The following is a 26,409-nucleotide window of genomic DNA, read 5'->3' as shown; positions in this document are numbered from 1 at the left end:
CGGAACGGTGGGTGTGCTCCTGGCCGTCGGGGCCCGACGGGGGAGCACTCGAAGGCCGATCGATACGCCCCGCTCCGCTGCGGCCACCGCTGCGGGCCTTGCCGGGCAGGTGCAGTGTCACCTGGTGCACGGTACGGCGGGTCCTGGACGGGCAGCGGCCGCAGCCTGGCAGGCAGCGGCGGCGGGGATCCCGACTGCCCCTACAAACCGCCAGGTGCGGCGACGGCAGGTGAGTAGGCGGTCCGGCTGGGGCGCACGCCGAGGCGCACCATGCTCTCCAGGAGCATCAGCGCGGCTCCGGTGAGATCCACTACCGGGACGAACGGACCACGCCCGGCCAGGTAGTCCTGCACGGCGCGCGCCGCCCCCGAGATGCCGGTGCAGCTCAGCACCAGTACGTCAGCCTCGCCGGACGCGACCGCCTGTTCCGCTCCGGCACACAGCGCACGTACCAACGCTCCTCCCTCGAACCCCGATTCCCCGCCCGGACTGGGCACCATGACGACACGACAGCGCCCGGACACCCCTTCCTGGGCCGGCAACTGGCGGAAGACGGACGCGGCACTCGGCAGCGTGGTCAGCAAGCCCACCCGTGGCCCCAGGCTCATCGCCACGTGCAGCGCCGGCACAAGCCCGCCCACCACGGGCACATCAACCACTTCACGGGCGGCGTGGACCACCGGCTCAGCCGCACAGTCGATCAACACGCCGTCGCTGCCGCTCCGGGCGGCGCGCACCACCTCGGCGAGCAGGGCGAGCCCGGCGACAGCCAGACCGTAGCGCGAGGCAGACATCTCACCCGGCGCGGCGGCCGCCACCACGTCGACTCCCACACCGTCTCACCCGGCCCAGGCTTCGCCCTCTTCCCGTACCGCCGCGACATGCTCCGCGAAGCCCGGCAACACCACTGTTAACCGCATGCACTCCTACTTCGCCAAAAGCGGCATACCCGACGAAAACCCTTCTGACGCTTCTGCTGTCGAGCCGAGGCCCCTGCGCGTTACCGCCGTGCACCGCCAGTTCCCACCCGCTGCCAGCCCCTCGACGGCTCCCGGAGCGCTCCGTCGTTCCGACCCAGCTCAAGGACCACCGCCGCGCCACACCGCTGCGACAGCGGCTCCGGCCCTTCCGCTGCTGCTGTTCGACCTTCCGCGCGACCTCGCCGCCGGCGCCCGCCACGGCTTCCCCGAGCCACCGGACGCCGCTTCGCGGTCGCCGTCGACGCCTTCGCCCTCGACTGTACGGCCCCACCGAGGGGAATTCGGACGCGCAGCCGGCCTCCGCGATCCTGGCAGGTCACCGCCCGGCCCAGCGAACTGTCCACCGAACAGTCCGTGCACCGCCTGGCCCGCACGATGGACGCCGTCTATCCGGACGCGGAGACCGGCGGCGTGCACCTGGAGACGGGCCCGGCCGGCCCGGCCGTGGTGCTGACGGAGGAATATAGAGCCGAGATGGCACCGGTCGGCTGCAGCAAGATGTTCGCTCCCGGGTGTCGTGGAGCCTGGCCCGACGGCCCTGAGGGCGCACGGGACCAGGGGCAACGCCATGATCGCCGCCGGGCTCAGCAAGCCGGGACCGCGGTTCTGCCGACCGGTACGCCCTGACGCACCAGCGGGCGCTTGGGCGGCTGCGGAGATGCCGGGTCCGTACCGGTGCCCGACGATGAGAAGGAGCAGCGGTGGCCAGGACGCACCGACAGCCCGGACGGCGAGCGGCGCTCAGTGCTCCGGGTGCCCGTCCGCCGGGCGCGGCGCGGGACTGAGCCCCTGACGTGGCGGCGCACGAATGCGCTGGATGGTCCGTCGTCGCAGACCACCGGCTCGGGGCGAAACGTGCCGATGCGCGTCGCTCGTTCCTGCGGCCGCGACGGGCGCCGCAGCCGACCGGTGCGGAGCTGACCCAGCTCAGCACTTGCTCGTGAAGGGAACAGACAATGGCTACGGACCGCACACAACCGACGGGGGCGGCCAAAGAGGTACTGCAACTGTACGGGGCACCGTATGTGCCGTACTGGCATCCCGGCCGCAGTGAGCTGCCCTCCGGAGCCCATTCCCTGCTGGACTGGGACCCGGCCCAGGGGCAGGACCGGGACGGCGTCTTCCACCGCTCGCGGATTCCGCTGCGCCGGCGGCAGCAGAACGATCGCCTGAAGTCCCGTCCGCAGGCGCGGGCCGGGCAGGGCCAGGTGATGTCGTGTGCCGAGTTCTGGGGCACCGGGGACAATCCGCCTCAGGGCCTGGCCTCCTCGCGCTACTACGCCTTCGGGTACTGGCAGTACGTGCAGATCCTCGTCTTCTGGGCCGGGGTGGCCGGCACCGGCTTGATCTGCCCGCCCAACGGACACGTGACCGACGCCGCGCACCGCAACGGCGTCAAGGTCTACGGCAGCGTCTTCTTTCCCCCCACCGGCCACGGCGGCCGTCAGGCGTGGGTGCGCGACTTCACCACCAAGAAGGACGACGGCACCTACCCGGTCGTGGACAAGCTGGTCAAGGTCGCCCAGCACTTCGGCTTCGACGGCTGGTTCATCAACTACGAGACAATCACCCAGGGGGACGCGGCCATCCGTGACGCTCTGGCCTACGGGCGCTCGCTCACCGAACCCGGCAAGCCGGGCGCTGTCGACTTCACCTGGTACGAGATGCGGCAGCAGAGCCTGAACGACCACAACGCACAGTTCCTCCAGCACGACAAACGGCGCGTGTGCGACTCCGTCTTCGTGGACTGCTACTGGGACGACTCCGACCTGACCAGCTCCAAGGCCAAAGCCGACCAGATCCAACGCCCGGTCCACGACCTGTACTTCGGGCTGGAACTGGTATTGGAGAAGAACTGGAAAGAGCGCCTGGACCTGCTGTTCCTCAAACAGGACGCCCACCGCGGCTCCCTGGCCCTGTACAAGGCCCACACCGTCTCCACCCCGCCCAAGGGCGTCGACGACCCCACCTGGACCAATCACCTGTATGCCGCAGAAGCCGCCTTCTGGACCGGCCCCGATCCCGAACACACCTCCACCGGCCCAGTCGATGAATTTCCCGGCATCGCCCACTACGTCGCCGAAGCCTGCCCGCAGAGCCCCCTGCCGTTCGTCACCCACTTCAACACCGGCCATGGGCACGCCTACCACCATGCCGGCACCGTGGTGCGCCGCGGCGGATGGGCCAACCTTTCCCTGCAGGACGTCCTGCCGACCTACCGGTGGCTCACCGGCGCCGACCCGGGCTGCGCCCTAAAGGCCGGCCTGTCCTTCGACGACGCCTGGGAAGGCGGCTCCTGCCTGCTGCTGGAGCCCCGCCTGGAGCCGGGCGGCTCGGCGTGGGTACGGCTGTACCAGCTCGACCTGCCGGCCACACCCGGCGCCCAGGTCACCGTGCGCGCCAAGACGCACCACCCGCACGGGGACTGCACCGTGCAGGCACTGATCGCCGACGACCACGACCCCGAAACCCTCGCTGCCGTTGCCCTGACCCGCAACGGCGAATCCCCGACCGGCTGGGCCACCTACACCGCCTACCTGCCCCACCACATCCGCACGCTGGCCCAGCTCGGGCTGCGCCTGACCGCCGGCAACCTGCCGGTGCACGGCCCGCTGGCCGTCGGCCAGATCATCGTCCACGACGCAGCCTTCGCCACACCGCCGGCCCCCACCGCTCTGGAATTCCAGGCACCCGAACGCACCATCACCGGCGGGTTCTCCGTACGTCTGGCCTGGCAGCCCCCAGGTGACGCATCCGCCGTACACCACTACGAGGTCTACGAAACCACCCCCGGCACCGACGAGACGTTCCTGGGGGCCAGCCTCAACCCCGTCTTCTACCTCCCGCAGTTGGCCCCGCGCGAGCGGGCCGCCGCCCGCATCGCTGTCACCGCCGTCGGCCACGATGGCGCCCATTCCCCCATGACCACCGCCGACATCACCTGGTGACCCCACCGGACGCAGAGGCCACGAAGCCCTAGTGTGGTGCGCCGGAAATCGCGGGCTGAAGTCCGTAGTGTGTTCCCATGCCTCGGGGTCCTCGTGCTGTTGAAGTCAGGCTGTCCGGTGTCGAGTTCGCTGAGTTGTCGCGCTGGGCGGATGGGGTGGTAGAGCCCCGTCTTGTCGAGCGGGCCCGCATCATTCTGGCGTGCGCGGACGGGGTGCCGAATACGCATGTGGCGGCGGACCTGAAGGTGTGCACGGACACGGTGAGGAAGTGGCGTGCGCGCTTCGCTGCCCATCGGCTCGAAGGGCTCAGGGACATGCCGCGGCCGGGCCGGCGCAAGGCGGAGCTGGTGCTCAGCGAGTCTGAGCGGGCCCAGCTGCTGCGCTGGGCCCGGCGGGCGAAGACCGCGCAGTTCCTGGCCCTGCGCGCGAGGATCGTACTGCGGTGCGCGGAGGGTGGGACGAACAAGCAGGTGGCAGCCGAGCTGGGCGTGCACGAGCAGTCGGTGAACCGCTGGCGGGCCCGGTTCGTCAAACGGCGGCTGGACGGACTGACCGACGAGCCGCGGCCGGGGCGGCCGCCGTCCATCCTGCTCGACCAGGTCGAAGATGTCGTCATCGCGACGCTGGAATCCACTCCGGGCCGGGACACGCACTGGTCGCGGGCCTCCATGGCAGCCCGCACCGGGCTGTCGAAGTCCACCATCGGCCGGATCTGGAAGCGGTTCGACCTCAAACCGCACCTGCAGGACGCCTTCAAGCTCTCCACCGACCCGCAGTTCGTCGCGAAGGCCGTCGATGTCGTCGGCCTGTACCACCACCCACCGGAGAAGGCGGTGGTGCTGTGTGTCGATGAGAAAGCCCAGATTAAGGCGCTGGACCGGTCCCAGCCGGTGCTGCCGATGATGCCGGGCATGCCCGAACGCCGCACCCACGACTACCTGCGGCACGGCATCACCAGCCTGTTCGCCGCCTTCAACATCGCCGACGGGACGGTGATCGGTGAACTGCACCGCCGCCACCGGGCCATCGAGTTCAAGAAGTTCCTGGTCACGATAGACAAGGCGGTCCCCGCCGGCCTCGACGTGCACCTGGTGTGTGACAACTACGCCACCCACAACACACCCGAGATCAAGGCATGGCTGGGCAGGCACCCCCGCTTCCACGTGCACTTCACGCCTACTGGCTCGTCCTGGATCAACCAGGTCGAGCGGTGGTTCGGCCTGCTGACCGACAAACTCATCCGCCGCGGCGTCCACACCTCCGTGAAGGCGCTGGAGAACGACATCAAGACCTGGATCGACACGTGGAACGCGAACCCGCGGCCCTTCACCTGGATCAAGACCGCCGGCGAGATCCTTCATTCTCTCGCCGACTACCTCACCAAGATCACCCCACCCACTACCGGAAACTAGAGAAGGACTTCAGCCCGCGATTTCCGGCGCATCGCACTAGTGACCTGAGTCAGAGATCCGGTGGCAGTAGGCGGCGACTTTGTCGAGGATCTCGTCGGCGGATTTGGTCCAGAGGAAGGGGCGTGGGTGCTCGTTCCAGTCGGCCAGCCAGGCCCGGATGTCGCGTTCGAGGGCCTGGACGGAGCGGTGGACGCCGCGCTTGAGCTTCTTCTGTGTCAGTTCGGCGAACCAGCGCTCGACCAGGTTGAGCCAGGACGCGCTGGTGGGGGTGAAGTGCAGGTGGAAGCGCGGGTGCGCCAGCAGCCACGTCTTGACCGCGGGCGTCTTGTGCGTCGCGTAGTTGTCGAGGATCAGATGCACGCCGAGGCCGGCCGGGACCTCCTTGTCCAGCCTGGCCAGGAACTTCTTGAACTCCACGGCCCGGTGCCGGCGGTGCAGCGAGCCGAAGACCTTCCCGCTCGCCACCTCCAGGGCGGCGAACAACGTCGTGGTGCCGGCCCGGACATAGTCGTGACTGCGCCGCTCGGGCACCCCGGGCATCATCGGCAGGACCGGCTGGGACCGGTCCAGCGCCTGGATCTGCGACTTCTCGTCCACACACAGCACCAGGGCCTTCTCCGGCGGATCGAGGTAGAGCCCCACTACATCGCGGACCTTGTCGATGAACAACGGATCGGTGGACAGCTTGAACGTCTGCGTGCGGTGCGGGGCCAGGGCGAACGCCCGCCAGATCCGCGAAACGGCCGACTGCGACATGCCCGTGGCCGCCGCCATCGACCTCGTCGACCAGTGGGTGGCGTTCTTCGGCCTCTCCTCCAGCGTCTTGACGATCACCCGCTCGACATCCGCGTCGGTGATTTTGCGCGGGACACCCGGCCGCGGCTCGTCGCACAAGCCGTCCAGCCCGCGCTCCAGAAAACGGCGCCGCCAGGTGCGGACCGTGTCCGGGGCGATCCGCAGCCGGCGCGACACTTCCAGGATCGAGCGCCCCTCGGCACACTCCAGCACGATCCGCGACCGCTGAGCCAGCGCCTGAGCCGTCGTACGCCGACGCACCCAGCCTTCCAGCACAGCCCGCTGGGCATCAGTGACCGACAACGGCGCAATCTTCGGACCCGGACGACTCATACCCAACCAACGACGAATCTCCGACTCAGGTCACTAGGCCGTTTCTGATGGCTCTTGGACGGTGTCGCGGAGCCAGATGACGATCGCGGTGACGGTGAGGGTGCCGTTGAAGATGTAGTCGCGCTTGTCGTAGCGGCTGGCCACCGCCCGGAACTGCTTCCACTTGCTGACGCAGCGCTCGACCGCGCTGCGCCGCCGGTACTGGACCTTGTTGAAAGCGGGTGGACGGCCGCCGGCCCGGCCACGGTTGCGGCGGTGGGCCCGCTGGTCGTCCGGCTCTGCGATGGTCGCCTTGATGCCCCGGCGGCGCAGGTAGGCGCGGTTGTCGCGGCTGGAATACGCCTTGTCGCCGCGCACCCGGTCCGGGCGACGGCGTGGCCGGCCGGGCCCGCGACGGCGAATGCGCAGCGACTCCAGCACCGGCCGGAGCATGGGACTGTCGCCCCGCCGGCCCGGCGAAGTGAGCCAGGTCAGCGGGCGGGCCCGGTCATCGGCCGGCAGGTGGACCGACCTTGGTGGTCGGCCCGCCCCGTGAGCGTCCCAGCGCCTCCCGTCCATCGGCCTCCACACGCGTCCCGCCCCCCTTTTCGGGAAAGTCCCGCGGCGGCCGGTGCCGGGCCCCGGCCGCGTGCGGGTGGGCCCGGCAGGAAGTGGAGTCGATGTTCACCGCCCACTCCCGCGCCAGTTCGCGGGCCAGGGCGCCGTCGGGATCGCCGGCATCGGCCCCGATCTGCAGCCCGGCCAGGATCCGCTGCCAGGTGCCGTCCGCCGACCAGCGGCGATGCCGTTCGTAAACGGTCTGCCAGGGCCCGTACCGCTCCGGCAGGTCCGGCCAGGGCACCCCGGTACGCGCCCGGAAACAGCACCCCGTTCACCACCATGCGGTGATCGGCCCACTGCCCACCAGGCCGGCCGTTGGCCGGCAGCAACGGCTCAATCACCCGCCACTGCGCGTCGGTCAGTTCATGTCGCCGCACCATGTCCGACGCCTGCCCGGCCCACAACCTGATCCACCCCACCCGACAAGAGCCATCAGAAACGGCCTAACCGGCAGCCCTTCTACCACCGCAACGGCACGACATCACCGTCGCTCCCGTGGACGAACTGCGCCTGTTCCGACAGGTCCACGCGGAGGAAGAACGTCTCCAGGTCCTCACCGCTGCGCAGGAGCCCGGCCTGACCTGGCTGTACAGCGGCGCCGGCTTCCGCCTGGGAACCGTGCGACTGCAGCCGGGGGGCGGCGGACGTACCGTCGCACGCTGGACGCCGACGAGATCCAGTACCAGATCAGCGGCCGCCGAACCCTGGACGGCCAGACGACCCGGACGTTCGAGCCGTACACCCCGGAGCGCTTGGGGAGGACGTACAAGCGCGCACGCACCGCTGCCGTCGGCGCGAGGGCGAAGGGATGGTCGAGTGCTCGGTGCGGCTCCGGAATGCGGTGGGAGTCACGGAATGCCGAGTCGTCCGTTCCGGATAGGGGGGCGGGTCCGGGGCCTTCCCGGTGGTGTGCGCGGAGATGTCGGTCACAATGTTTCGAAGAATTGGTCAAAAGTCTCCGCGGGCTTGGCGGATGTGTGTTTGGTTGCTGCCATGAATGCTACTCAGGCCATCGATCTGCGATCTGACACGGTCACCAAGCCCGACGCCGAAATGCGGGCCGCAATGGCCTCCGCGGAAGTGGGTGACGATGTTCTCGACGGTGATCCCACGATGCGGGAACTGGAGGAACGGGCGGCTCAGCTTCTCGGTACGGAGGCGGCTCTGTGGGTGCCTACCGGGTGTATGGGCAACACCATTGCGCTGATGCTGCACCTGCAGCGGGGGGACCGATTTCTGGTGCCCCGCGCGGCGCATGTGCTGGACAATGAACTGGGCACCGCGGCGTGGCTCGCCGGGGGGATGCCGGAGCCGTTGGCGTGGGACGCGGGGCCGGGGCAGCCGTCGCCGGAGGCCGTGACGGCGGCGGGTGCCCAGGGGCCGTACTACCGGCTGCGTACGCCGTTGCTGTGCCTGGAGAACACTCACAACGCGGCGGGGGGTGCCGTCACGGCACCGGCCGAGCATGCGCGGCTCGTCGAGGCGGCCAACGCCGCCGGGCTGAAGGTGCACTTGGACGGTGCGCGCATCTGGAACGCCGCCGCGGCCCTCGGTGTGAAGCCGGCGGAGCTGACGGCCGGCGTGGACAGTGTGCAGGCGTGTCTGAGCAAGGGGCTCGGTGCGCCGGTCGGTTCGGTGGTCGCGGGCCCGCAGGGCTTCGTCGACGAGGCGCGGCGGGTGCGCAAGATGCTCGGCGGGGGTGTACGTCAGGGGGGTGTCCTGGCGGCGGCGGGGCTGGTGGCGCTGGGTCGGCTGGACCGGCTGAACGAGGATCACGAGGCGGCCCGTGAACTGGCCGACGGCCTGGCGGAACTCGGTCTGCGGGTGCGGGGGCCGCAGACCAACATCGTGCTGGCAGAGGTGGACGATCTCCAGTCGTGGCTGACGCGGCTGCGGGCGGCGGGGGTGCTGGCGTCGTCGATGGACGGCTGCGTACGGTTCGTCACCCACCGGGACGTGTCCCGTGCAGACATCGGTGCGGCGCTGCGGCGGACGGCTGGGGTCGCCCAGGGGTGATCGGGGCGACCGGCGTCGCCCTGAGGTGATCACCGCACCGGTCACGCCCGCCGGAATTCTCCGGCGGGGCCGGTGTGCCGGTCGCGGTGTGCCGGGTGTATTGGCCTTTCCCGGTGAAAGGCCAATATGCCGCGGTGGTCACTTCTCCAGATCGTTGCTGATTCCCGCCAGCAGCCGGTCCAGTCCGAATGCGAAGCTCTCCTCGTCGTTGGCCGTGACGAGCAGACCGCTGAGCCGGACGAAGTTCGGGAATTTCTCGCCCGGCAGCGATTCCACGAACGAACGCATGGTGTCGGCGTCCTCGGAGGATTCCCCGGGAGGGGCTCCGGGTCCGGTGAGCCGCTTGCGGGAGAGTTCGACCAGTACGCCGCCGATGGTGTAGTCGGCGATCAGGTTGTAGGCGTGCGCGATGGATTCTTCGGGGTATCCCGATCGCAGCAGCGCGCCGAGGGTGTACTCGACCACGCGGAGCGCGCGGGGACCCAGCGTCGGGCGGCTCGCGGCCAGGCGCGCGGCCTCCGGGTAGCGGCTCAGTACCCGCCGCACCTGGTGCATGACCCGGCGGAGGTCCTCCAGCGGCTCGCCGTCCTCCTCGGGGAGGCACACCTCGCCGAAGATCTCGTCGAGTACGAGGTCGAACAGCTGGTCCTTGGTGACCACGTGCCAGTACAGCGACGTCGCCGCGGTGCCGAGGTGGGCGGCGAGCTTGCGCATGCTCAGCTCTTCCAGCCCGTGCTGCTCCAGGTACTCCACCGCGCCGCGGACGATCTGCTCCCGGGAGAGCGGCTGCTGTCTGCGGGGCGGCTTGTCCTCCAGCCAGGCCGCGCTCACCTTGTGCTTGCCGTCCGTCACTGCGCCTCCATCGGGGCCGGGTTGTGCGTTGCGTGTGCTGGTGGTGCCGGCGTGCGATCTAGAGTACAGTGCCCGAGAGTCGTACGCTGTACTAGCGCTCGAACGGCGTACCGGAGGGGAACCGGAGGGGAAATGGAACAGGGACATCCACGCCGCTGGGCGATTCTGGCGGTGCTGTGCCTGGCCGTGTTCGTGGTGTCGATCGACACCACGGTGCTCAACGTCGCGCTGCCGACGATGAGCCGTGAACTGGGGGCCGGGACCGAGGAACTCCAGTGGTTCGTGGACGCGTACACCCTGGTGCTGGCCGGTGTCCTGCTCACCGCCGGCAGCTTCTCGGACCGCTTCGGGCGCAAGAAGATGCTGCTGGTGGGCCTGGCCGTCTTCGGCATAGCCTCCGCGCTCGGCGCCTTCGCGCAGGAGCCGTGGCAGGTCGTCGCCGCCCGCGGACTGATGGGCGTCGGCGGCTCGTTCTTCATGCCGGGCACCCTGTCGATCCTGGTCCACGTCTTCTCCGCCGAGGAGCGCGGCTCCGCCATCGGACGCTGGGGCGCGGTCACCGCACTGGGCATGGTGCTCGGCCCGCTGCTCGGCGGCGTGCTGCTGGAACACTTCTGGTGGGGCGCCGTCTTCGTCCTCAACGTCCCCGTCGTGGTGCTGGCGCTCATCGGCGTCGCCTGGATCGTGCCGGAGTCCAAGGATCCCGTGGCGCGCCGGGCCGACCTGCCAGGCACCGTGCTCTCCACGGTCGGCATGGGCGGCGTCCTCTTCGGGGTGATCTCCGCGCCGACGCGCGGCTGGGGTTCGGGCGCCGTGCTCATCCCGCTCCTCGGCGGACTGGTGGTGCTGGCGCTCTTCTTCCTGCGCCAGGCGACCGCCAAGGAGCCCATGCTCGACCTGCGGCTGATGTTCTCCCGGCAGTTCCTCGGGGCCGGCGGCACCATGGCCTTCCTGATGTTCTCCCTGCTCGGCGGGGCCTTCGTGGTCACCCAGCAGCTCCAGCTGGTGCTGGACTTCTCGCCGATGTCGGCGGGGCTGGCCACCGTGCCGCTCGCCGCCGCCATCGTCGTCTCCTCGCCGCTGTCCCCGGTTGTCGCCAAGGCGATCGGCGCCCGGATCACCATCGCGCTCGGCCTGGCCACCATGGCCGCGGGCCTGGCCGTACTGGCCTTCTTCGCCCCCGGCGCCGGGTACCCGCCCACCGCCGTGGGGCTGGTGCTGCTCGGCGCCGGCATGGGCCTGGCCGTGGCCCCGGTCAACGACGTCCTCATGAGCGCCGGGCCCCCGGAGAGTTCGGGACGGCTGTCCGCCATGAACGACACGGTGCAGGAACTCGGTTCGGCGTTCGGTGTCGCCGTCATCGGCAGCGTGCTGGCCCTCGCGTACGGGAACGCGCTGCCGGGTACGGTCCCGGCCGGGATGCGCCACTCCCTGGGGGAGGCGGCCGACGCGGTGCAGGGCATGCCCGCCGGGCAGGGCGGCTCGCTCCTCGACGCCGCCCACCGCGCCTTCGCCCACGGCATGACCCTGTCCATGGCCGTGTGCGCGGCGACCGCCCTGCTGGGTGCCGTCATAGCCTTCCTCCTCATTCCCGGTGCCAAGAAGGCGCAGCCCGACCACCGGGCCGCTGCGGAGCCGCAGGGGGAGAGCGTGCCCGCGTGACCCGCCGCCCGCCGTACGGCGGGCCCGGACACCGGCCGGTGTGCAACCCCCGTGACACCGCACACCGGGCCGGTACAGCCGGGTGGTGACGTCGCAGCCCGCGCGACGACCGTGGAGGCCGCCACGATGTCGTGCCGCTCCGTCACCGCCCGGCGCTCTGCGTCCGCAGGACGGGAGCACGGCGAACGGCCGGTGGGGACGCGTCCCCACCGGCCGCACCGCGCCGCCCGGCTACCGCGCCGGCGCGTTCTCCGTGAGGACCGTGCCCTCGGCTTCGGCCAGTTCCCGGATCGTGGCGCAGCTGAAGATGTCCCGCAGCTGGATCTCCAGCCCCCGGCTGCCGGCCGCCACCTGCACCTGGATCGCCCGGATCGAGTCCCCGCCGAGGCGGAAGAAGTCGTCCTCCACGCTCACCCGGTCCAGCCGTAGCGCCTCCTGCCACACCTCGGCCAGCACCTCCTCCGTACGGTTGCGGGGCGCCACCAGCTCCGCGGACGCCCGGTCCCGCTCGGCGGGCTCCGGCAGCGCCGCACGGTCGATCTTCCCGTTGCGGGTCAGCGGGAAGGCGTCGAGCGTGACCACCGCACCCGGTACGAGGTGCGCGGGCAGCCGCTCGGCCAGCCAGTCCCGCAGCACCACGCCGTCCACGGGCGCCTGGGTGCGGGCGTCGGCGACGACGGGGCGCGGGTCGTCGGCGTACCCGGCGCGGACCGCGTACAGGGAGTGCCGGTCGGTGCCTTCGAGGAGGCTGTCCTGCTCCGCCGTGACCGTGAAGCCCCGCTCCTCCAGGAGGGCGACGATCTCGCCGAGGCGCCCCTCGGTGGCGCTGCCGGTGCCGTCGTGCACCTCCATCACGACCTGCTGCACCAGGCCCCAGTGGCGGGCGTCGATGCCCCGCAGCACGTCCAGTTCGGCCCGCTGGACATCGATCTTGAGGAGGTCGACACGGGTGAGGTGTTCCTCGTCGGCGAGATCGGAGAACCGCCGTACCCGCGCGCGCAGTTCCTCGCCGCGGAACCGGTCCGCCAGCAGCTCGTCGGCCCGATCGAGGAGCCGGCCGCTGTCCTCCAGGCCCTGCCCCCGCTCGTTGGCCAGGTAGCGCTTGATGACCTCGACCTCGGAGTCCGCGTCGGAGTACGCGCTGACGCCGGACATCATCGAGTAGCCGGGGTAGTAGGTGAACGACAGCTCGCCGTCCGCGGCCCCCAGGCCGTACGGGAAGGTCTTCGCCCGCACCCCGAACCGGCCGGTGTTGGTCCGCAGGTGCTCGTAGACCGGAGCCAGCGGCTCGAAGGCGTACAGCGAGGCGCTCGGACACAGCTGGTGGACGAAGAGCGAGAACATCCCGATGTTGGCGCCGACGTCGACGACGACGGCGTTCTCACGCAGGGTCACGCCCCCGCGCAGGTAGGTGCGCTGGAGGAAGATCTCGTCGTACAGGTAGCGGGTCTCGTGCGGGTTGACGCCCGCGACGCGGTCCGGGTCGAGGCCGGGCACGGCGTCGGCGACGGGCCGGGCGTAGCCGGTCAGCGAGGTGCCGTCCGCGTTCTCCCGGGCCACGACCACCGCCTGCGCGACGCCCGGGTGGGTGCCGAGGACGGCCTGGATCTCGCCGGGCTCGACCCGGAAACCGCGGACCTTCACCTGGTCGTCGGTACGGCCGAGGTAGGCGAGGGTGCCGTCGGCCAGGTACCGCACCCGGTCGCCGGTGCGGTAGACCCGCCGGGCGCCGTCCGGCAGCGCCTCGGCGGTCACGAAGCGGCGTCCGGTGGTCTCCGGGTCGCCGAGGTAGCCGCGGGCGAGCTGGGGGCCCGCGACGCACAACTCGCCCGCCACGCCCGGCGGTACGGGCCGCAGGTCCGCGTCGAGGACCAGGACGTCGTTGCCGGGCAGCGGCCGGCCGATGGTGGGCCGGGTGCCTTCGGTGATCTCGGCGGCGGTGGCGTCGACGGTGCACTCGGTCGGGCCGTAGACGTTGACGGCACGCACCCCGTCGAGGGCGGCGAGGGTGTCCCACAAGGACGGGTCGACCGCCTCGCCGCCGATCAGGACGGTGGCGGGCAGGGCTGCCCCGGTGCCCGCCGTCGCCGCCAGCACCGCGCGCAGGTGGGAGGGCGTGCAGTCGAACACGTCGACCCGCTGCTCGGCGAGGTGGGCCAGCAGCTCACCGCCGTGGTGGCGGATCTCGTCCGGTACCAGGCACAGCGTGTGCCCGGCGGCGAGCTGGATCAGCTGCTTGACGGAGGCGTCGAAGGTCAGCGGGGCGTTCACCGCGATCCGCAGCCCCGGCCCGGCGTCGGCGTGGACCGTCTCCTTCAGCGCCCGCAACAGGTGCGCCACCGCACGGTGTTCGACGACCACGGGGCGCGGCGCGCCGGTGGAGCCGGAGGTGAAGACGATGTACGCGGCATCGTCCGGCCGGACCTTCGGCAGCGCGGCGGGCGCCGGGGCCTCGGCCGAGGGCGGGGTGAGGATGTCGAACTCCCCGGCCAGCCCGTCCGGCACGCCGTGCCCGTCCGGGGCCACCAGGCGCCGCGCCGCGACCGCCCGCAGCAGCGACACCTGCCGCGCCGTGGGCGCCGCGGTGTCCAGCGGTACGTAGACGGCCCCGGCCCGCAGCACACCGATCAGCGCGGCGACGGTGCGCCAGGAACGCCCGGCGGGCACGGCCACCGGCTCCTCGGCGGCGACGCCCGCCCCGACGAGGGCGGCGGCCACGGCGGACGCGGCGCGGTCCAGCTCGGCGAAGGAGACCGTGCCGTCGGCGGACACCACCGCGGGTGCCGTGGCGTCGGCCGCCGCGAAGGCCGCGTCGAACGCCTCGACGAGGGTGCCGGGCGCATCCTCCGTGAGCGTGCCGCCCCGGCTCCACCGCGCCAGGAGAGCGGCCTCCTGCTCGCCGCAGATGTGCAGCGCGCGATCGTCCTCGAACGCCGCGGGAAGGGTGTGCAGGATCGCGACGGTGCCGTCCAGGAGCCGTCGCACGGCCTCGCCGCCGTAATGGCCCGGATCGTGGTGCAGCGCGAGCCGGATGGCCTCCGGCCCGATCTCGGCACTCAGGTGGAGCGGGGACACCGGCGCCGGGCCGTCCACCGTCAGACTCGCGACGGGCAGACCCGCCCACTCCCGTACGGTGTCCGGCTCGGACGCGGCGAACCCGGCGGCGAACTCCTCGTCTCCGGCGGGACCGGCGTACGCGGCCGCCTCGACGGCCTGGGAGACCTGCCGCTGGAGGACGTCGAGCAGTTCCTTGGGTGCCGCCGGAAGCGGCAGCGGGATGCTGACGGCGAGCCGACTGTCCAGGGCCCCCGCCACGGTTCCGGTTCCGGGTGCCGAGCGGCCGTCGACGTGCAGGCCGAGCGGGAAGGCGGCGTCGTCGGCCCCGGCCCCGTTCTCGTTACGGCTTGCCAGGGCCAGCGCCCAGGCGGCCAGGGCCAGTGACCGTACCGGTACGCCCTGGATGGCGGCCCGGCGGTGGAGCGCTTCGGTGGCGGCACGGCCCAGCTCGGCACGGAACACGTGCGGTGCCTGCGCCGGTCCGCCGTCGGAGAACGGCAGGGACAGTCGCTCGACCACCGTGCCCGGCGCGGCCGGCGCGGGCCGTGCGGCGGCCTCGTCGGCCTGTTCCAGCAGCCACTCCGAGACATCGAGGAACTGGAGCCGGTCGGGGTCGTCGTCAAGGGTGCCGCCCTGGTAGGCGGTGGCCAGTTCGCCGAGCAGGAGGCGCAGCCCGGCGGAGTCGCTGAGCAGGGCGGACGCCCGCAGGACGAGTTCCTGTCCGACCCTTGCATGGCCCAGTCCGGGTCCAGCTCGTACATGCACATTTCCGCCCGGACGGCGCGGACGAGGACGTCCGTTTCGGGCTCGAACCCCAGGGTCTTCAGCTCCGGCGCCTTCGGTTTGAAGTCGGCCGGGCCGGTCACCCGCCTCACCGTGAAGTGGCCGGCGCGGACTTCCACCGCCCGGATGGCCTTGTCTCCCTCGAAATCGGAGTCGGGCTGGGAGTCGGGCAGGAAGGGTCGCTGGTGCATGGGGTGCCCCTTGTCAGGTCGTGGCTGCACTGTCGGTCTCCGGGAAGGTGATGGTGCGGCAGACCCCGGCGAGGACCTCCACACAGGAGTCCCAGTCGGCGAGGTTTTCGGTGGCGATGGCGAAGTCGGCCATCGCCAGGCGTCCCGGGATGGGCACGAAGGCATGCAACTGCCGCACGACGGTCGGGCCGCCACCGTCGCCGAGCAGATTGACGGGCTTTTCGACCTTGCGCTCCTCGGTCATCAGCACCACAGGCCCCACCGCCAGCACCACCACGCCCACCTCGGCGTCGGGGTAGATCGCCCCCAGGGCGCGGGACAGGCGGTGCACAGTCTGGTCGTTGGACAGTTCGCTGGGGCGTGCGGTGACCGTCAGGATCACCGAGGACAGCTTTTCCTCGGGGTTGTCCTTCGTCGGCCCGTACAGCAGGGTGCCGGCGTAGACGGCGCCAGCCGCCGACAATAGCTCGTACATCGACTGCTGGGCGAGGACCGCGTGCGCGATCTCCTCCTGGGAGGGCTTGGGGTCGACCATGTTCAGGCGCTCGATGAGCCGGTTGGTGTTGGTCTCGGCGGACACCTGGAAGTCGATGTCGGTGAACTCTTCGGGCACCTGGAAACTCAACGGCAATTCGATTGTGGCATCGGCCATGACGCGCATCTCCTCGACGTCGCGACGGAGCATGGCCCGACGACACCCCAGACCACGCGCTCCCTGCCGCCGATAGCTACCCCTCGCGGTCCGAGCGAGACCCCAGCCCAGTCACCGCTCCACAGCCCCTGGCGGAAACCGTGCACCTGTAATACCCCGGTTCCCTCCGGTATCACCGCATTCGCATACCAGGCATACGCCGTAAGTTGGCCCAATGACACGTCACACGAACGGGTAGTCCGCCTCCAGAACAAGACAACTCGCGTACCACCCCCCCCACCCCCAAGGGGCCGACCAGGTGACACCCCGAGCCCCGAGGAGAACCAGCAGACGGCAGAGCCCGACCTGCCACCCCGGATCACGCCACCGTGTAGCCGTAACCGCTCGCACATCCGGCCGCCGGACCTTTGCCTGTCACACAGAGTGGCTGGCACGCGAAGGCTGGCTCTGCTGCAGCGCTCTGAAGGCCGCGATCAGACCGGAGGCTCACCGCCCAATGACCGCACACAAAGTGAACTCACGTCCGCCAGCATTGTGTTCCTCGTCTCCTCTCAACCGCCTCCCGGAACCCGTAACAAATGCTCCCCGCATAGCCGGCCGTATCTGGGTCATGCCCCAGGTCGGCGTGCTTGAGCGGGGAGGGACGGGCGATGTCCTCGTCCCGCACCTCGTGCTCGGGCGCTTCGGCGGCCATCGCCCGCAGGGTGGCGACGGCGGCGTCGAGATAGCGGCGCGTCCACGGTGCGACGGTTTCATGGGACATAGCGAAGTCTGGAGAAGGACGGATTTCGCTGCATTCTGGAGCGCGCGGCTGACGGAACGGTGCGCCAGCAGTCGCACCAGGGCACTGCGCTGACCACGGCGTTCAGCGAGATCCTAGAGGATGCGCAACGCGATTTTCCCGAGGAGGTGCTCCTCGATGGCGAAGTCGTCATCTGGCATGGAGGTCGACTGGGCTTCGGCCGACTGCAACGACGGCTGAACAGGAGGCCGGCAACGGTGCGCCGCGAAATCGCGCAGAGCCCGGCTCATCTTGTGGCCTTCGATCTTCTGCGTCATGCCGGTGAAGACCTGACCGAACGCGCCTACAGGCAGCGTCGAGACGGGCTTGCGGCTCTCTTCGAGGAATGGCACCTAACGCCACCATGGACCCTGTGCCCTGTGACCTACGACCGGCAAGAGGCCAGGCGGTGGGGGAGGAGGTGACGGCGGAGGTGCGGTGGGGGTGGCGGTCGAGGCGGACGTGGGCGGCGGTGTCGGGCTGGGGCATGGTGCTCGCTTCCGGGCCCGGCCGGGCGCGGCGGTCCGGTCGGGCAGGTGGGTTATCGGGAGACTCGGGTGGCCGGTGAGGCAGCGGTGGCCCGCAGGCGCGGCCCGGCGCGGGGCACGGCCGGGGAGCGGGGCGTGGCGGGAGCGTGGGTGGCGCGCTGCCAGCGGGTGCGCAGGGCGGTCAGGTCGGCGAGGGCGCGGCGGCTGCCGGTGGTGAGCTGGTGAGGGGTGTTGGCCGCATCGTCGGTGAACGCCCGGATGCGCAGGGCGGTGGTGTGGGCCTGAGCGAGCAGGGCGCGGCGCAGGAGCTTGTCGCCTGCGCGCCTCACCGCCCGCACGGACCGGTACCCCCGCACCGCCACCGTCACGCAGGTCGAGCTGCCCCTCCGGCGACGGCAAGGGCTCCGTTGCGGCGGCACCGCACCGCGGGTCCGGGCGGCGGTTCCGGTGCGTCGGGGCCGCCGCTCCCCGGGGCGGCCCGGTGTCGGCCGGGCATGGTCGACTGGGAGACGGATGGGAAATTCGGACACCCCGTCGCTGCGTGCTTCTGCCCAAAGGTGGCTGTTTCTGCGAGAAGCTGCCGATTGGGTGCGTGGGCCGGTGACGGAGCCCGGCCCGCGGAGTACGGGCCGGGCTGCGGCGGGGCGCGCGGGGCTGCTGCTGTCGCGCCGCGGTGACCTGGGGGTTTCCGCGGCGGTGCCCGCCGGTGGGCAGCGGCCCCCGGGGGCGGGGCCGGCCGCGCGCCGCTACCCGGCCGGCGCCGCGCCGGGCCGCCCCGCGAGGCCGGTCTTGATGGCCTTCATCAACGTGCCTGTCGGGGTGTCACCGGACATCTCCCAGACCATGGCGCCCAGAAGCCCTTTGGACTTGACCCAGTCTGTTTTCTTTCCGATCGACCAGGGGTCGTCGAAGGACCACCACTGACCGTTCGCGCCGGTGTACCCGTACGTCGAGATGGACTGTTCGTCGTGGTGGACGGTCATGTTGGGGACGTTGGCCAGCATGTTCTGGTAGCCGCGGATGCCTGCTTCCTCGGGGAACTGGCCGGGGGCCGCGCCGTCCGCCGACTGCCATTCGCCGTGTGCCCCGCCGTCCGCGACGGTCTTCCAGCCACGGCCGTAGAACGGGAAGCCGATGGTCAGTTTGCGTGGGCTGACTCCCGCGTCCGTGTACGCCTTGACGGCGTTCTCGACGCTGAAGTGGAAGTCGTACGGGTCCTGGGTGTCGCGGTAGAGGTTGGCCTGGTGGCCGGTGCGTTTGGGTTCCCAGGAGTTGTCGCTGCCGGAGCCGTGGAAGTCGTAGCCCTGGACGTTGGCGTAGTCCAGTGATGTGAAGATCGAGGACAGGTCCCAGCCCTGCTGGATCTTGACGGGGTCGGCCGGGGTGAAGGCGGTCAGCAGCTTGTGCGGGCCGCCCAGCGCGTCGAGCTGCCGGCGGAACTCCTTGATCAGCAGCGCGAGGTTGGCCTTGTCGTCCGGGCTGTAGTGGTTGCCGGGGTGGCCTTCGGCTCCCGGCCACTCCCAGTCCAGGTCGATCCCGTCGAAGATGCCCGCTCCGGTCCCGGGGCCGCCCGCGCCGTTGTAGACGGGCAGGTTGCCCTTGATCCAGATGTCGATGCAGGAGGCGGCGAACTTCTTGCGGGAGGCGTCGGTGGCCGCCGCGTCGGAGAAGAACTTCGAGTACGTCCAGCCGCCGAGGGACATCACCACCTTCAGATGCGGATGCTTGGCCTTCAGCTTCTTGAGCTGGTTGAGGTTGCCGCGCAGCTTGCCCCAGCCGTCGTCGGCCACCCCGTCGACCGACTGCGCGGCGGGGAAGGCGCGCCCGTAGTCGGCGTCCGCGTCGCCCGCGCCGGTGCCCTCGTCCGGGTCCTGCGGATTGCCGGAGACGCCCTTGGTCACACCGGCCAGACAGGTGAGGTTCTTGGGATCGATGTTGGCGAAGGCGTAGTTGACGACGTCCAGATCGGCGGCGGCGCCCGAGGTGTCCAGGTTCTTGACGAAGTACTGGCGGCCGTAGATGCCCCACTGAGCGAAGTAGCCGACCTTCAGGTACTTGCCGGGCCCGGCCACGTCGTCAGTGGTGACGGTCAGGGGGTCGGAGGGAGGGGAGGCGTTCTCGGCGGCGTCGCGTGCCGTGACGGAGAAGCGGTACGTGGTGGCGGGCGTCAGGCCGTCGACCGTGGCGGCGGTGATGCTGCCAGGCACCGTGGTGACCAGGTCGGCGCCCCGGTACACGTCGTACGCGACCACGCCGACGTTGTCGGTGGCCCGGTCCCAGGCAAGGGAGACGCTGGAGGCGGTGACCGCGGTGCTGCGCAGGGCGCGGGGCGCGGTCGGCGGCACGGGGTCGCTCGCCGGGTCCACGGTCTCCGCGGTCACCGGCGGGCTCGGCGGCCCGGTGTTGCCGCGCTTGTCCTTCGCCCGGACGGTGAAGGTGTACCGGGTGGCCGGCGTCAGGCCGGTGACGGTCGCAGTGGTGCCGGTGACGGTGGCGACCGGGCGGCCCTCGCTGAGCACCTCGTAGGAGGTGACCGGGTGGTCGCCCGGTGAGGCGGCCGGCCAGCTCAGCGTGACGCTGCGCGCGGTGGTGCCGGTGACCTGGGGCGTGCCGGGCGCGGACGGTGGCACGTCCGGGCTGCCGTCGCACTTGTCCCCGTTGACGGTGCAGGCTGTTGGGGTGCCTATGGGACCGTTGGCGACGAACCAGTAGCTGAACGGTTCGGTGCTGCCGCCGGCCGGTACGGTCGCGTTGTAGTGGGCGTTCTTGACCGTCACATGGCGACCGTTCACGGTGGCGTCGCCATAGTAGTGCCCGCTGACGGTGACACCGGCCGGCAGGTCGAACTCCAGGGTCCAGCCGGTGACGGCGGCGGACCCGCTGTTGCGGACGACGTAGGTGCCCTTCCACCAGGGGCCGTTGTCCTGGGCGGTGAAGGCCGCGGTGAGGGTTCCCGCGGCGTGGGCGGGGGCCGCCGGGCCGGTCAGCACGGCGGCCGCGGACAGGATGAGCGTGGTGAGCAGGGCCGCGGCGCCGCCACGGAATCTGCTGCGGAATCTGCGCCGGTCTTTCATGGGGCACCCCTGTGAGTGTGGGTGGTACAGGGTGTGAGAACCGAAAGTGCGCATACCCGGCCGCGCGCCAGGCTGCGGAACCGGTGCCGCTGGGTGCCGTATGGCAGTCGCACCATAAAAGGTCTGGACCAACCCGTCAACGGATGGGGCGGAGGCGGCCGTTGGGGGAGCGGGAGGGCTGGGGGAGCGGGAGAGGGGGAGGTGTGCGGGGGGGGGGCTCGGGGAGTCGACTGCCGGGGTGTTGGGGAGGTGCAGTCGATCCGCGTCGTGTGGCCGCTCCCAGCCGCATCGCGTGACCGGTTCCGGCCGTAGCGTGTGACCGGTTTCGGGCGGTCGGCTCTCGGTCGCGCCGGTCGTGCGCCGGTGGCCGGTTTTCACTGCCCCTGTGGTCAGAGCGGTGGCCTCGTACGGTCGGTTCCTCCCCTTTACCACGAATGGCGGTTCGGGGCTGCGGACTTCGGAGTTGGTGGCTTGAAGTGCTGTGGGTCCGTTCTTTGTCGGTGAGGAGCGGTGGTTCGTGCGGAGGTGACAGTTCGTCGGGGTGGGGGGCGGTCGGTGCGTCGATGTGGTGGGGAGGGGTGAGATGGCGTGGTGTGCGTCCGGTGGGAGGGGGTCGGGTGCCTGGGGGGGCGGCCGCGCTGGCGGGGGTGTCTGGTCGTGTGGTGGTAGGCAAGTTGATGACACGTCAGGTGGTGGGTGGCTGGGCCCGGGGTCGTTGGGCCCGCGTCGAGTTGGCGGCTGCGTACCGCGTCCATGAGGTGGGGTGCGCCGTGCGGGAGTCGGGCAGTCGCCGGGGTCCGTCTTGGTGGTGGCCGGCGCTGTGAGCAGGGGGTTCAGCTTGTTGAAGGCTCGACAGGTCCTGGGGCGCCGGGTGTGGCCGGCGGGTGGAGGGGTGTGCGGCCCGCTGGGAACCGTACGGGTGTCCCGGTCTCCGGTCAGGGTGTGGAGCGTGTCGGCGGGCGTCCGTGAACACCCGTCGCGCAGCCGGTCGCGGGCCGTTTTGGTGGGGTGCGTCTCGGTGGCGGTCTCGTCGAGGCCGGCGGGGGCGGGGGCGCGGACGGGGTGGTCGTACGTCGCCGGGGTGCCGGAGTGTTCGGGTGGTGTGCGTTCCTCGGCGGGGGCGGATCTGGCTGGAGCGGGTATGTCGGCGGGATGCGGGTGCGGCCCGCCGGGGGTCGTCCGGGACGTGACGGCGCGCCTCGGGTATGCCCTCGCCGAGGGCAGGTGGTAGAGGCATATTCGGCCAGCGGGTTGGCTCGAAATGCGCCAAACTGTGGCGTCCGGTTCAGCGACGCCGTACCGTGACAGTCGTCCGCTCCAGCGGAGGGAGCAATTCCCTGGCGGAGATCGAGAAGGGCGACGCATGAGCGACAGCGAGGTGGCGCGTTCCGGGGGCCGCCACCGGTTATCGCGGGAGCCCGCCTGGGTGGTCACTCCGTTTCCGGACGGGGCGCCGATGAGCGTCCCGCCGACGAATGGCCCTTCGTTCGCGGACACTTCCGGCGCACCGTTCCGCTTCGCCGCGTGCCGGGTCGCCTGTTGTCCGCGCGGTTCCCGGATGTTCCGGATTCCCGACAGGCGCCGCACCGCTCGCTGTCCGCACGTCCCCAGGGCGTTCGGCCTGCCGTACGGGCCACGCCGTGAAAAAACGTTTACCCGCTCCCTGCTCCTCCCGCGCCGTGGGCTGTCCGGCGACGTCGCCCCCGCGACCGGCGCGCAAGCACCGGCGGCGGAACTGCGGCGCACGGTCTACTGGGGCGGCTCTCCGGACGCGCTGCGGGGACCTCCGCGCTGACGCCTCCCGGCCTCTCGCCGCACACCCCCGCCGGACCGCGCCCGGGCCGGGCGGGTCCGCATCGTGCTACCAGCCGTCGGAGCACGGGGCAGCGCGCGCAAGAATGCGCTGTCCCTCACAGAAGAGGTGGCAGTTCTCCCCCATGCTGTACGGGTATTCCACATTGCGCCGGCGGTGCCGGTCGAAACTGACCGACATCACCTTGCCGACCCCCTTTTCCGTCGAGGAATTCTGCCGGAACATTTCCGAGCAGCGACAGCGTCCGCTGCATCTGCACGCCCTGCCCACGCATGTCGCGAAAATGGCGGCGTGCGGGTTGTGGCTGGCCACCGACACGGACGACCACATCTTCTTCGAGGCCCGTACCGCGCCGCTGCACCAGGAACACATCGTGCTGCACGAGATCGGGCATTTGCTCTTCGACCACCAGATGCTGGCGGACGGGAATTCCGGCGGTATCAGTACGGTGCTGGCCGACCTCAGTCCCCGTCTCATCCAGCGGATGCTCGCCCGCACCAATTACTCGACGCGGCAGGAGCAGGAGGCGGAAATGCTGGCGAGCCTGATCAGGACGCATGCCACGGGTCCGGGCCGGGGGCCGCAGCGGTGCGCCACCACGGACCGGGCCGACCGGGCCCTGGGCATCACCCATGACTGACCGGGGGCCGCACGGTCTGTTCGTCCAACTGGAGTGGCTGGGCCTCGCGCTGATGTGGGTCGTCACGCTGCTGCGGGCACCCGTCGCGATCCGGACGCCGCAGCAGCGGCCCCTGTGGCTGGCGGTGGGACTGGCCTCGGTGGCGATGACCCTCCAACTGCCGCAGGTCTCGTGCGTCGCGATGGCGGTGCTGGACCCGCACACCGTGTTCCTGGCCAAGGAGATCATCGGACTCCTGGCCGCCACCGCCGTGTTCGAGTTCATCTCGGCGATCGTCGGCCTGCGGCGGACCCGGCTGGCCATCCTGGCCGCCGCGGTCCTGACGCTGGCCGCGCTCGTCACGCTGTGCGTCCTCTCGCCGCCGCACACCCGGCACGTGGTCCCCAGCGGGCCCGGCCAGGAGGAGAGCCCGGACACGTACTACTGGGTCGTCCTGCTCGGCTACCACCTGGTGGCGAACACGGCCTGTGTCGCCGCTTGCTGGGTGTGCGGGCGGCAGGTGAAGAACGCGTCCACCCGGGCCGGACTGCTGCTGTTCGGAACCGGAATCGCCCTGTCCGCGGTGCTCATGGCGCTGTCGCTGGTCCATGTGCTCAGCCGCGATGCCACGATTCCGCACTTCTTCCCCGCCATCTCCGGGGCGGAGGCGGCGTTCATGGGGGCGGGCGCCGCCCTGCCGCTGCTGCGCGGGCCGTGGCGCACCGCGCGGAACATGACGGTCCTGTACCGGCTCCATCCGCTGTGGCGGACGCTCGTACGCGTCACCCCGGACGTCACGCTCACCGAACCGCGTTCGCGCGCCGTGGACCTGCTGAGCGCGGTCCGCCACTCGGACCTGCGGCTGTACCGGCGCGCCATCGAGATACGGGACGGCCTGCTCGCGCTGGAGGACTACTCCCCGGAGGGCACCCTCGCCCGGGCCCGCGAGCACGTACGCGCCGCCCGGGTCGCGGACGCCTCGGTGGAGGCGGCGGTGACGGCGTGCTGGGCCGGCGCGGCAGTGGCGAACAAGCGCTCGGGGGCCGCCGCGTCGGGGCGGCCTTCCGGGCTTCCGCAGAGCGGCGGCGGCGACATGGCCGAGGAACTGGACTTTCTCCTGCAACTGGCGCGCTTCTTCCGTTCCCCCCTGGCCGCCTCGTTCCTGAGCGCCGAGGAGCAGCGGCCCCGGGCGGCCCCTACCGGTCAGGCGTCATGACGGCGCCCTGTACAGACGGACGGTGACATGGAAACCGATGAGTGCGGCAGATCGTGCCCTTTCCATCAGGGTGGGGAGGGATCTGCGGACCCGCGCCGTCGCGAAGGCTCGGCGTACCACGAAAGCCCGGCACCCCGCGAAAGCCCGGCGTCCCGCGGAAATCTCTCGCGCCGCGCCGCCCTCGGCCTGACGGCGGCCGGTGTCCTCGGCGTGACGGCCACGGCGTGCGGCGGGAGCGGCGCGGCGAAGGCCCCGGAACGGGCGGCGGCCACGGGCGGGCCGCCGGCCACGGCGGGTGCCCGCGGCAAGCAGCCCGAGACGGCACGGCTGCTGGGCATGCGGGCGCATCCCGAGGGCGGCTGGTACAAGGAGACCTGGCGCAGTGGGAAGTCCTTGCGGGTCGAGGAGTACGGCGGGAGCCGGCCCACCGCCTCCGCGATCTACTTCCTGCTGTCGGCGGGGGAGGAGTCGCGCTGGCACACCGTGCGCTCGTCGGAGCTGTGGTTCTGGCACCGGGGCGGCCCGTTGCGCCTCCAGTTGGGCGGTACGGGCGAGCGGCCGGCCGCCCGCCCCACGGACGTACTCATGGGCCCCGACCTGGCGGGCGGGCAGCGGCCCCAGGTGCTGATACCGGCGGGCACCTGGCAGCGCGCCCGCCCGGTCGACGACGAGGAGGCGCTGGTGAGCTGCGTGGTCTCGCCGGGCTTCCAGTTCGAGGACTTCCACCTGCTCCCGGAGGCGGCGGCCCGCTGACGGGGCAATCGCGCTGCGGTACAGGGCTCTTGACACCGGGCCGTGGCCCGCGTCCCGGACGAGGGGCGCGGGCCGGCGGCTTTAGAAGAACTCGTCCAGCAACTGGTAGTAGGCCGTCTTCCCGGCGTCGACGCGCTCGGCGCCGTACCGCTCGACGAACCGCTCCACGCAGTGCGGCCCGAACCACGGGTCCTCCTCGCGGGACAGCTCGCGCATCGCGAGGGCCAGGTCGGCGTGCCGGTCGGCGCGGCCGAGGCGGCCCACGTCGATCACTCCGGTCAGCCGGCGGGTCTCCGGGTCGAGCAGGACGTTGTTGGGGCACAGGTCGCCGTGGCAGACGACCAGGTCCTCCTGCGGCGGGCGGGCGCCTTCGAGTTCGGCGCGAAGTCGACCTTCCGACCAGCCCGCCCGCTCCTCCTCCAGGTCGTCCATGTCGACCAGGCCCGCTTCGAGGTTGCGCAGGGCCTGCGGGATCATCACGTCCAGGCTGGCGTCGAACGGGCAGTCGGCGACGGGCAGTCCGTGCAACTGCCGGGCGACGTCGGCCATCACCTCCGCCACCTCGGCGCGCTGCTCCGACGGCCACTCCTCGGCGGCGGAGACGCCCGGTACGGCCTCGGTGATCAGCCAGGACACGGCGTCCCCGGAGCCGAGGTCGACCACGCGGGACACCGGGACGCCCTGTCCGGCGAGCCATTCCAGGCGGTCGGCCTCGGCCTTGAGGTCGAGACCGGTGTCCGGCTGGGCGGGGACGAGTTTGGCGTACAGCTCGCTGGGGCCGGTGAGGTGGTGGACGAAGGCGCCCGAGTCGCCGTCGGTGACCGGCGTCCAGGTGTGGTGGGGGTAAAGCTTTAGTACTTCTTCGTTCATGGGCGACATCTTTGCCGACAACCGGCCCCGGTCGTACGGGTCATGCGGGCCGGGGGCGGGAATGAGCCGTTCCCGGGCCGTCATGTCGAGGCGGCGGGCGGTTCTTCCGTGCCGTCGGCGCCGGCTTCCGGGGGCGCCAGGTTCTGCACCTTGCGGGCCTCGTCGACGATGGTCAGCAGGGCGTCCAGCGCGGCCGGTGACAGCCCCTCGGCGCGCAGCGCCAGGTTGCGCACCCGGGTGTCGCGCAGGGCCACGGCCAGCCGGAGCTGGGAGTTGACCCGTTCGGCCACGTCCTCGCTGAGAAAGTATTCGGGGGCACGCCGAAGTACTCGGCGAGTACGTCGAGTTGTTCCAGGGTCACGTTGCGCTTCTTGCCGGTGGCCAGCTCCCAGAGGTACGTACCGGAGATGGCGCCGCCCGTGGTCTCGCGGATCTCCTTGGCGAGCCGGGCGTATCCGGGGCGTTTGCGTTCGTCGGGGTGCAGAGCGGCGATCAGCTCGTTGAGGCGCTGCCC

18 protein-coding genes and 1 pseudogene are annotated in these 26,409 nt (G+C 71.1%); 8 read left to right on the top strand and 11 right to left on the bottom strand.

Annotated features, from left to right (window positions below; all coding sequences use genetic code 11):
* Nucleotides 1-200: 200 nt before the first annotated feature.
* Nucleotides 201-833 (bottom strand): aspartate/glutamate racemase family protein, encoded by a 633-nt coding sequence (locus EJG53_RS02465; protein ID WP_125043373.1) that lies wholly within the window; start codon nucleotides 831-833, stop codon nucleotides 201-203.
* Nucleotides 834-1,936: 1,103 nt separating this feature from the next.
* Between EJG53_RS02465 and EJG53_RS02460 the strand changes: the two genes are divergently transcribed.
* Together EJG53_RS02460 and EJG53_RS02455 are read left to right on the top strand one after the other, a co-directional pair.
* Nucleotides 1,937-3,928, top strand: a complete 1,992-nt coding sequence (locus tag EJG53_RS02460) for an endo-beta-N-acetylglucosaminidase (protein WP_125043372.1) — start codon at nucleotides 1,937-1,939, stop codon at nucleotides 3,926-3,928.
* A gap of 77 nt (nucleotides 3,929-4,005) precedes the next feature.
* Entirely contained in the window at nucleotides 4,006-5,340 is a 1,335-nt protein-coding gene (locus EJG53_RS02455; protein ID WP_125043371.1) for an IS630 family transposase, read from the top strand.
* Nucleotides 5,341-5,376: 36 nt separating this feature from the next.
* On the opposite strand, the gene EJG53_RS02450 is transcribed toward EJG53_RS02455, so the two are convergent.
* Nucleotides 5,377-6,468 carry an IS630 family transposase gene (locus tag EJG53_RS02450; protein WP_125042755.1) on the bottom strand — a complete coding sequence of 364 codons (1,092 nt, stop codon included), beginning with the start codon at nucleotides 6,466-6,468 and terminating at the stop codon, nucleotides 5,377-5,379.
* A 33-nt stretch (nucleotides 6,469-6,501) separates the two neighbouring features.
* Nucleotides 6,502-7,448, bottom strand: a pseudogene (locus tag EJG53_RS02445) (IS5 family transposase).
* Between the two features lie 613 nt (nucleotides 7,449-8,061).
* Here EJG53_RS02445 and EJG53_RS02440 point away from each other — a divergent pair.
* Entirely contained in the window at nucleotides 8,062-9,084 is a 1,023-nt protein-coding gene (locus EJG53_RS02440) for a threonine aldolase family protein (protein WP_125043370.1), read from the top strand.
* Nucleotides 9,085-9,222: 138 nt separating this feature from the next.
* On the opposite strand, the gene EJG53_RS02435 is transcribed toward EJG53_RS02440, so the two are convergent.
* Nucleotides 9,223-9,936, bottom strand: a complete 714-nt coding sequence (locus EJG53_RS02435; protein ID WP_167515022.1) for a TetR/AcrR family transcriptional regulator — start codon at nucleotides 9,934-9,936, stop codon at nucleotides 9,223-9,225.
* Nucleotides 9,937-10,068: 132 nt separating this feature from the next.
* On the opposite strand from EJG53_RS02435, the gene EJG53_RS02430 reads away from it, so the two are divergent.
* Entirely contained in the window at nucleotides 10,069-11,598 is a 1,530-nt protein-coding gene (locus EJG53_RS02430; protein ID WP_125043368.1) for an MFS transporter, read from the top strand.
* A 231-nt stretch (nucleotides 11,599-11,829) separates the two neighbouring features.
* Here EJG53_RS02430 and EJG53_RS02425 read toward each other — a convergent pair whose 3' ends face one another.
* The 3 genes from EJG53_RS02425 to EJG53_RS02415 all read right to left on the bottom strand — a co-directional run bounded on the left by EJG53_RS02425 (nucleotide 11,830) and on the right by EJG53_RS02415 (nucleotide 17,044).
* Nucleotides 11,830-15,420, bottom strand: a complete 3,591-nt coding sequence (locus EJG53_RS02425) for a non-ribosomal peptide synthetase (RefSeq protein ID WP_125043367.1) — start codon at nucleotides 15,418-15,420, stop codon at nucleotides 11,830-11,832.
* A 222-nt stretch (nucleotides 15,421-15,642) separates the two neighbouring features.
* The gene (locus tag EJG53_RS02420) at nucleotides 15,643-16,281 is read right to left on the bottom strand and encodes a hypothetical protein (protein WP_125043366.1); all 639 of its coding nucleotides are present in this window, start codon (nucleotides 16,279-16,281) and stop codon (nucleotides 15,643-15,645) included.
* A 517-nt stretch (nucleotides 16,282-16,798) separates the two neighbouring features.
* Complete coding sequence (locus EJG53_RS02415) at nucleotides 16,799-17,044, bottom strand: hypothetical protein (protein ID WP_125043365.1); 246 nt, start codon at nucleotides 17,042-17,044, stop codon at nucleotides 16,799-16,801.
* Nucleotides 17,045-17,103: 59 nt separating this feature from the next.
* On the opposite strand from EJG53_RS02415, the gene EJG53_RS43775 reads away from it, so the two are divergent.
* Complete coding sequence (locus EJG53_RS43775) at nucleotides 17,104-17,487, top strand: ATP-dependent DNA ligase (RefSeq protein ID WP_359131889.1); 384 nt, start codon at nucleotides 17,104-17,106, stop codon at nucleotides 17,485-17,487.
* Nucleotides 17,488-17,603: 116 nt separating this feature from the next.
* Here EJG53_RS43775 and EJG53_RS02405 read toward each other — a convergent pair whose 3' ends face one another.
* Together EJG53_RS02405 and EJG53_RS02400 are read right to left on the bottom strand one after the other, a co-directional pair.
* The gene (locus tag EJG53_RS02405) at nucleotides 17,604-17,879 is read right to left on the bottom strand and encodes a hypothetical protein (RefSeq protein ID WP_174856358.1); all 276 of its coding nucleotides are present in this window, start codon (nucleotides 17,877-17,879) and stop codon (nucleotides 17,604-17,606) included.
* Between the two features lie 417 nt (nucleotides 17,880-18,296).
* Entirely contained in the window at nucleotides 18,297-20,624 is a 2,328-nt protein-coding gene (locus EJG53_RS02400; protein ID WP_125043364.1) for a glycosyl hydrolase family 18 protein, read from the bottom strand.
* A 1,997-nt stretch (nucleotides 20,625-22,621) separates the two neighbouring features.
* Between EJG53_RS02400 and EJG53_RS02390 the strand changes: the two genes are divergently transcribed.
* From EJG53_RS02390 to EJG53_RS02380, 3 genes are all read left to right on the top strand, one after another.
* The gene (locus EJG53_RS02390) at nucleotides 22,622-23,077 is read left to right on the top strand and encodes a hypothetical protein (protein ID WP_125043363.1); all 456 of its coding nucleotides are present in this window, start codon (nucleotides 22,622-22,624) and stop codon (nucleotides 23,075-23,077) included.
* The gene (locus tag EJG53_RS02385; protein WP_125043362.1) at nucleotides 23,070-24,272 is read left to right on the top strand and encodes an MAB_1171c family putative transporter; all 1,203 of its coding nucleotides are present in this window, start codon (nucleotides 23,070-23,072) and stop codon (nucleotides 24,270-24,272) included. Before EJG53_RS02390 ends, EJG53_RS02385 begins: the two co-directional genes overlap by 8 nt.
* Before the next feature lie 210 nt (nucleotides 24,273-24,482).
* Nucleotides 24,483-25,025: a cupin domain-containing protein gene (locus EJG53_RS02380; RefSeq protein WP_244954934.1), complete on the top strand. Its 543-nt coding sequence runs from the start codon at nucleotides 24,483-24,485 to the stop codon at nucleotides 25,023-25,025.
* Between the two features lie 81 nt (nucleotides 25,026-25,106).
* Here the strand turns inward: EJG53_RS02380 and EJG53_RS02375 are convergent, their stop codons facing one another.
* Both EJG53_RS02375 and EJG53_RS42070 read right to left on the bottom strand, forming a co-directional pair.
* Nucleotides 25,107-25,895 carry an APH(3') family aminoglycoside O-phosphotransferase gene (locus EJG53_RS02375; protein ID WP_125043361.1) on the bottom strand — a complete coding sequence of 263 codons (789 nt, stop codon included), beginning with the start codon at nucleotides 25,893-25,895 and terminating at the stop codon, nucleotides 25,107-25,109.
* An 80-nt stretch (nucleotides 25,896-25,975) separates the two neighbouring features.
* Complete coding sequence (locus EJG53_RS42070; RefSeq protein WP_244954933.1) at nucleotides 25,976-26,185, bottom strand: hypothetical protein; 210 nt, start codon at nucleotides 26,183-26,185, stop codon at nucleotides 25,976-25,978.
* Nucleotides 26,186-26,409: the final 224 nt, after the last annotated feature.

The sequence above is a fragment of the Streptomyces chrestomyceticus JCM 4735 genome (assembly GCF_003865135.1).
Lineage (GTDB): Bacteria > Actinomycetota > Actinomycetes > Streptomycetales > Streptomycetaceae > Streptomyces > Streptomyces chrestomyceticus.
The sequence above is the reverse complement of the archived record's forward strand: the minus strand, read 5'-3'. Positions and strand labels throughout refer to the sequence as shown.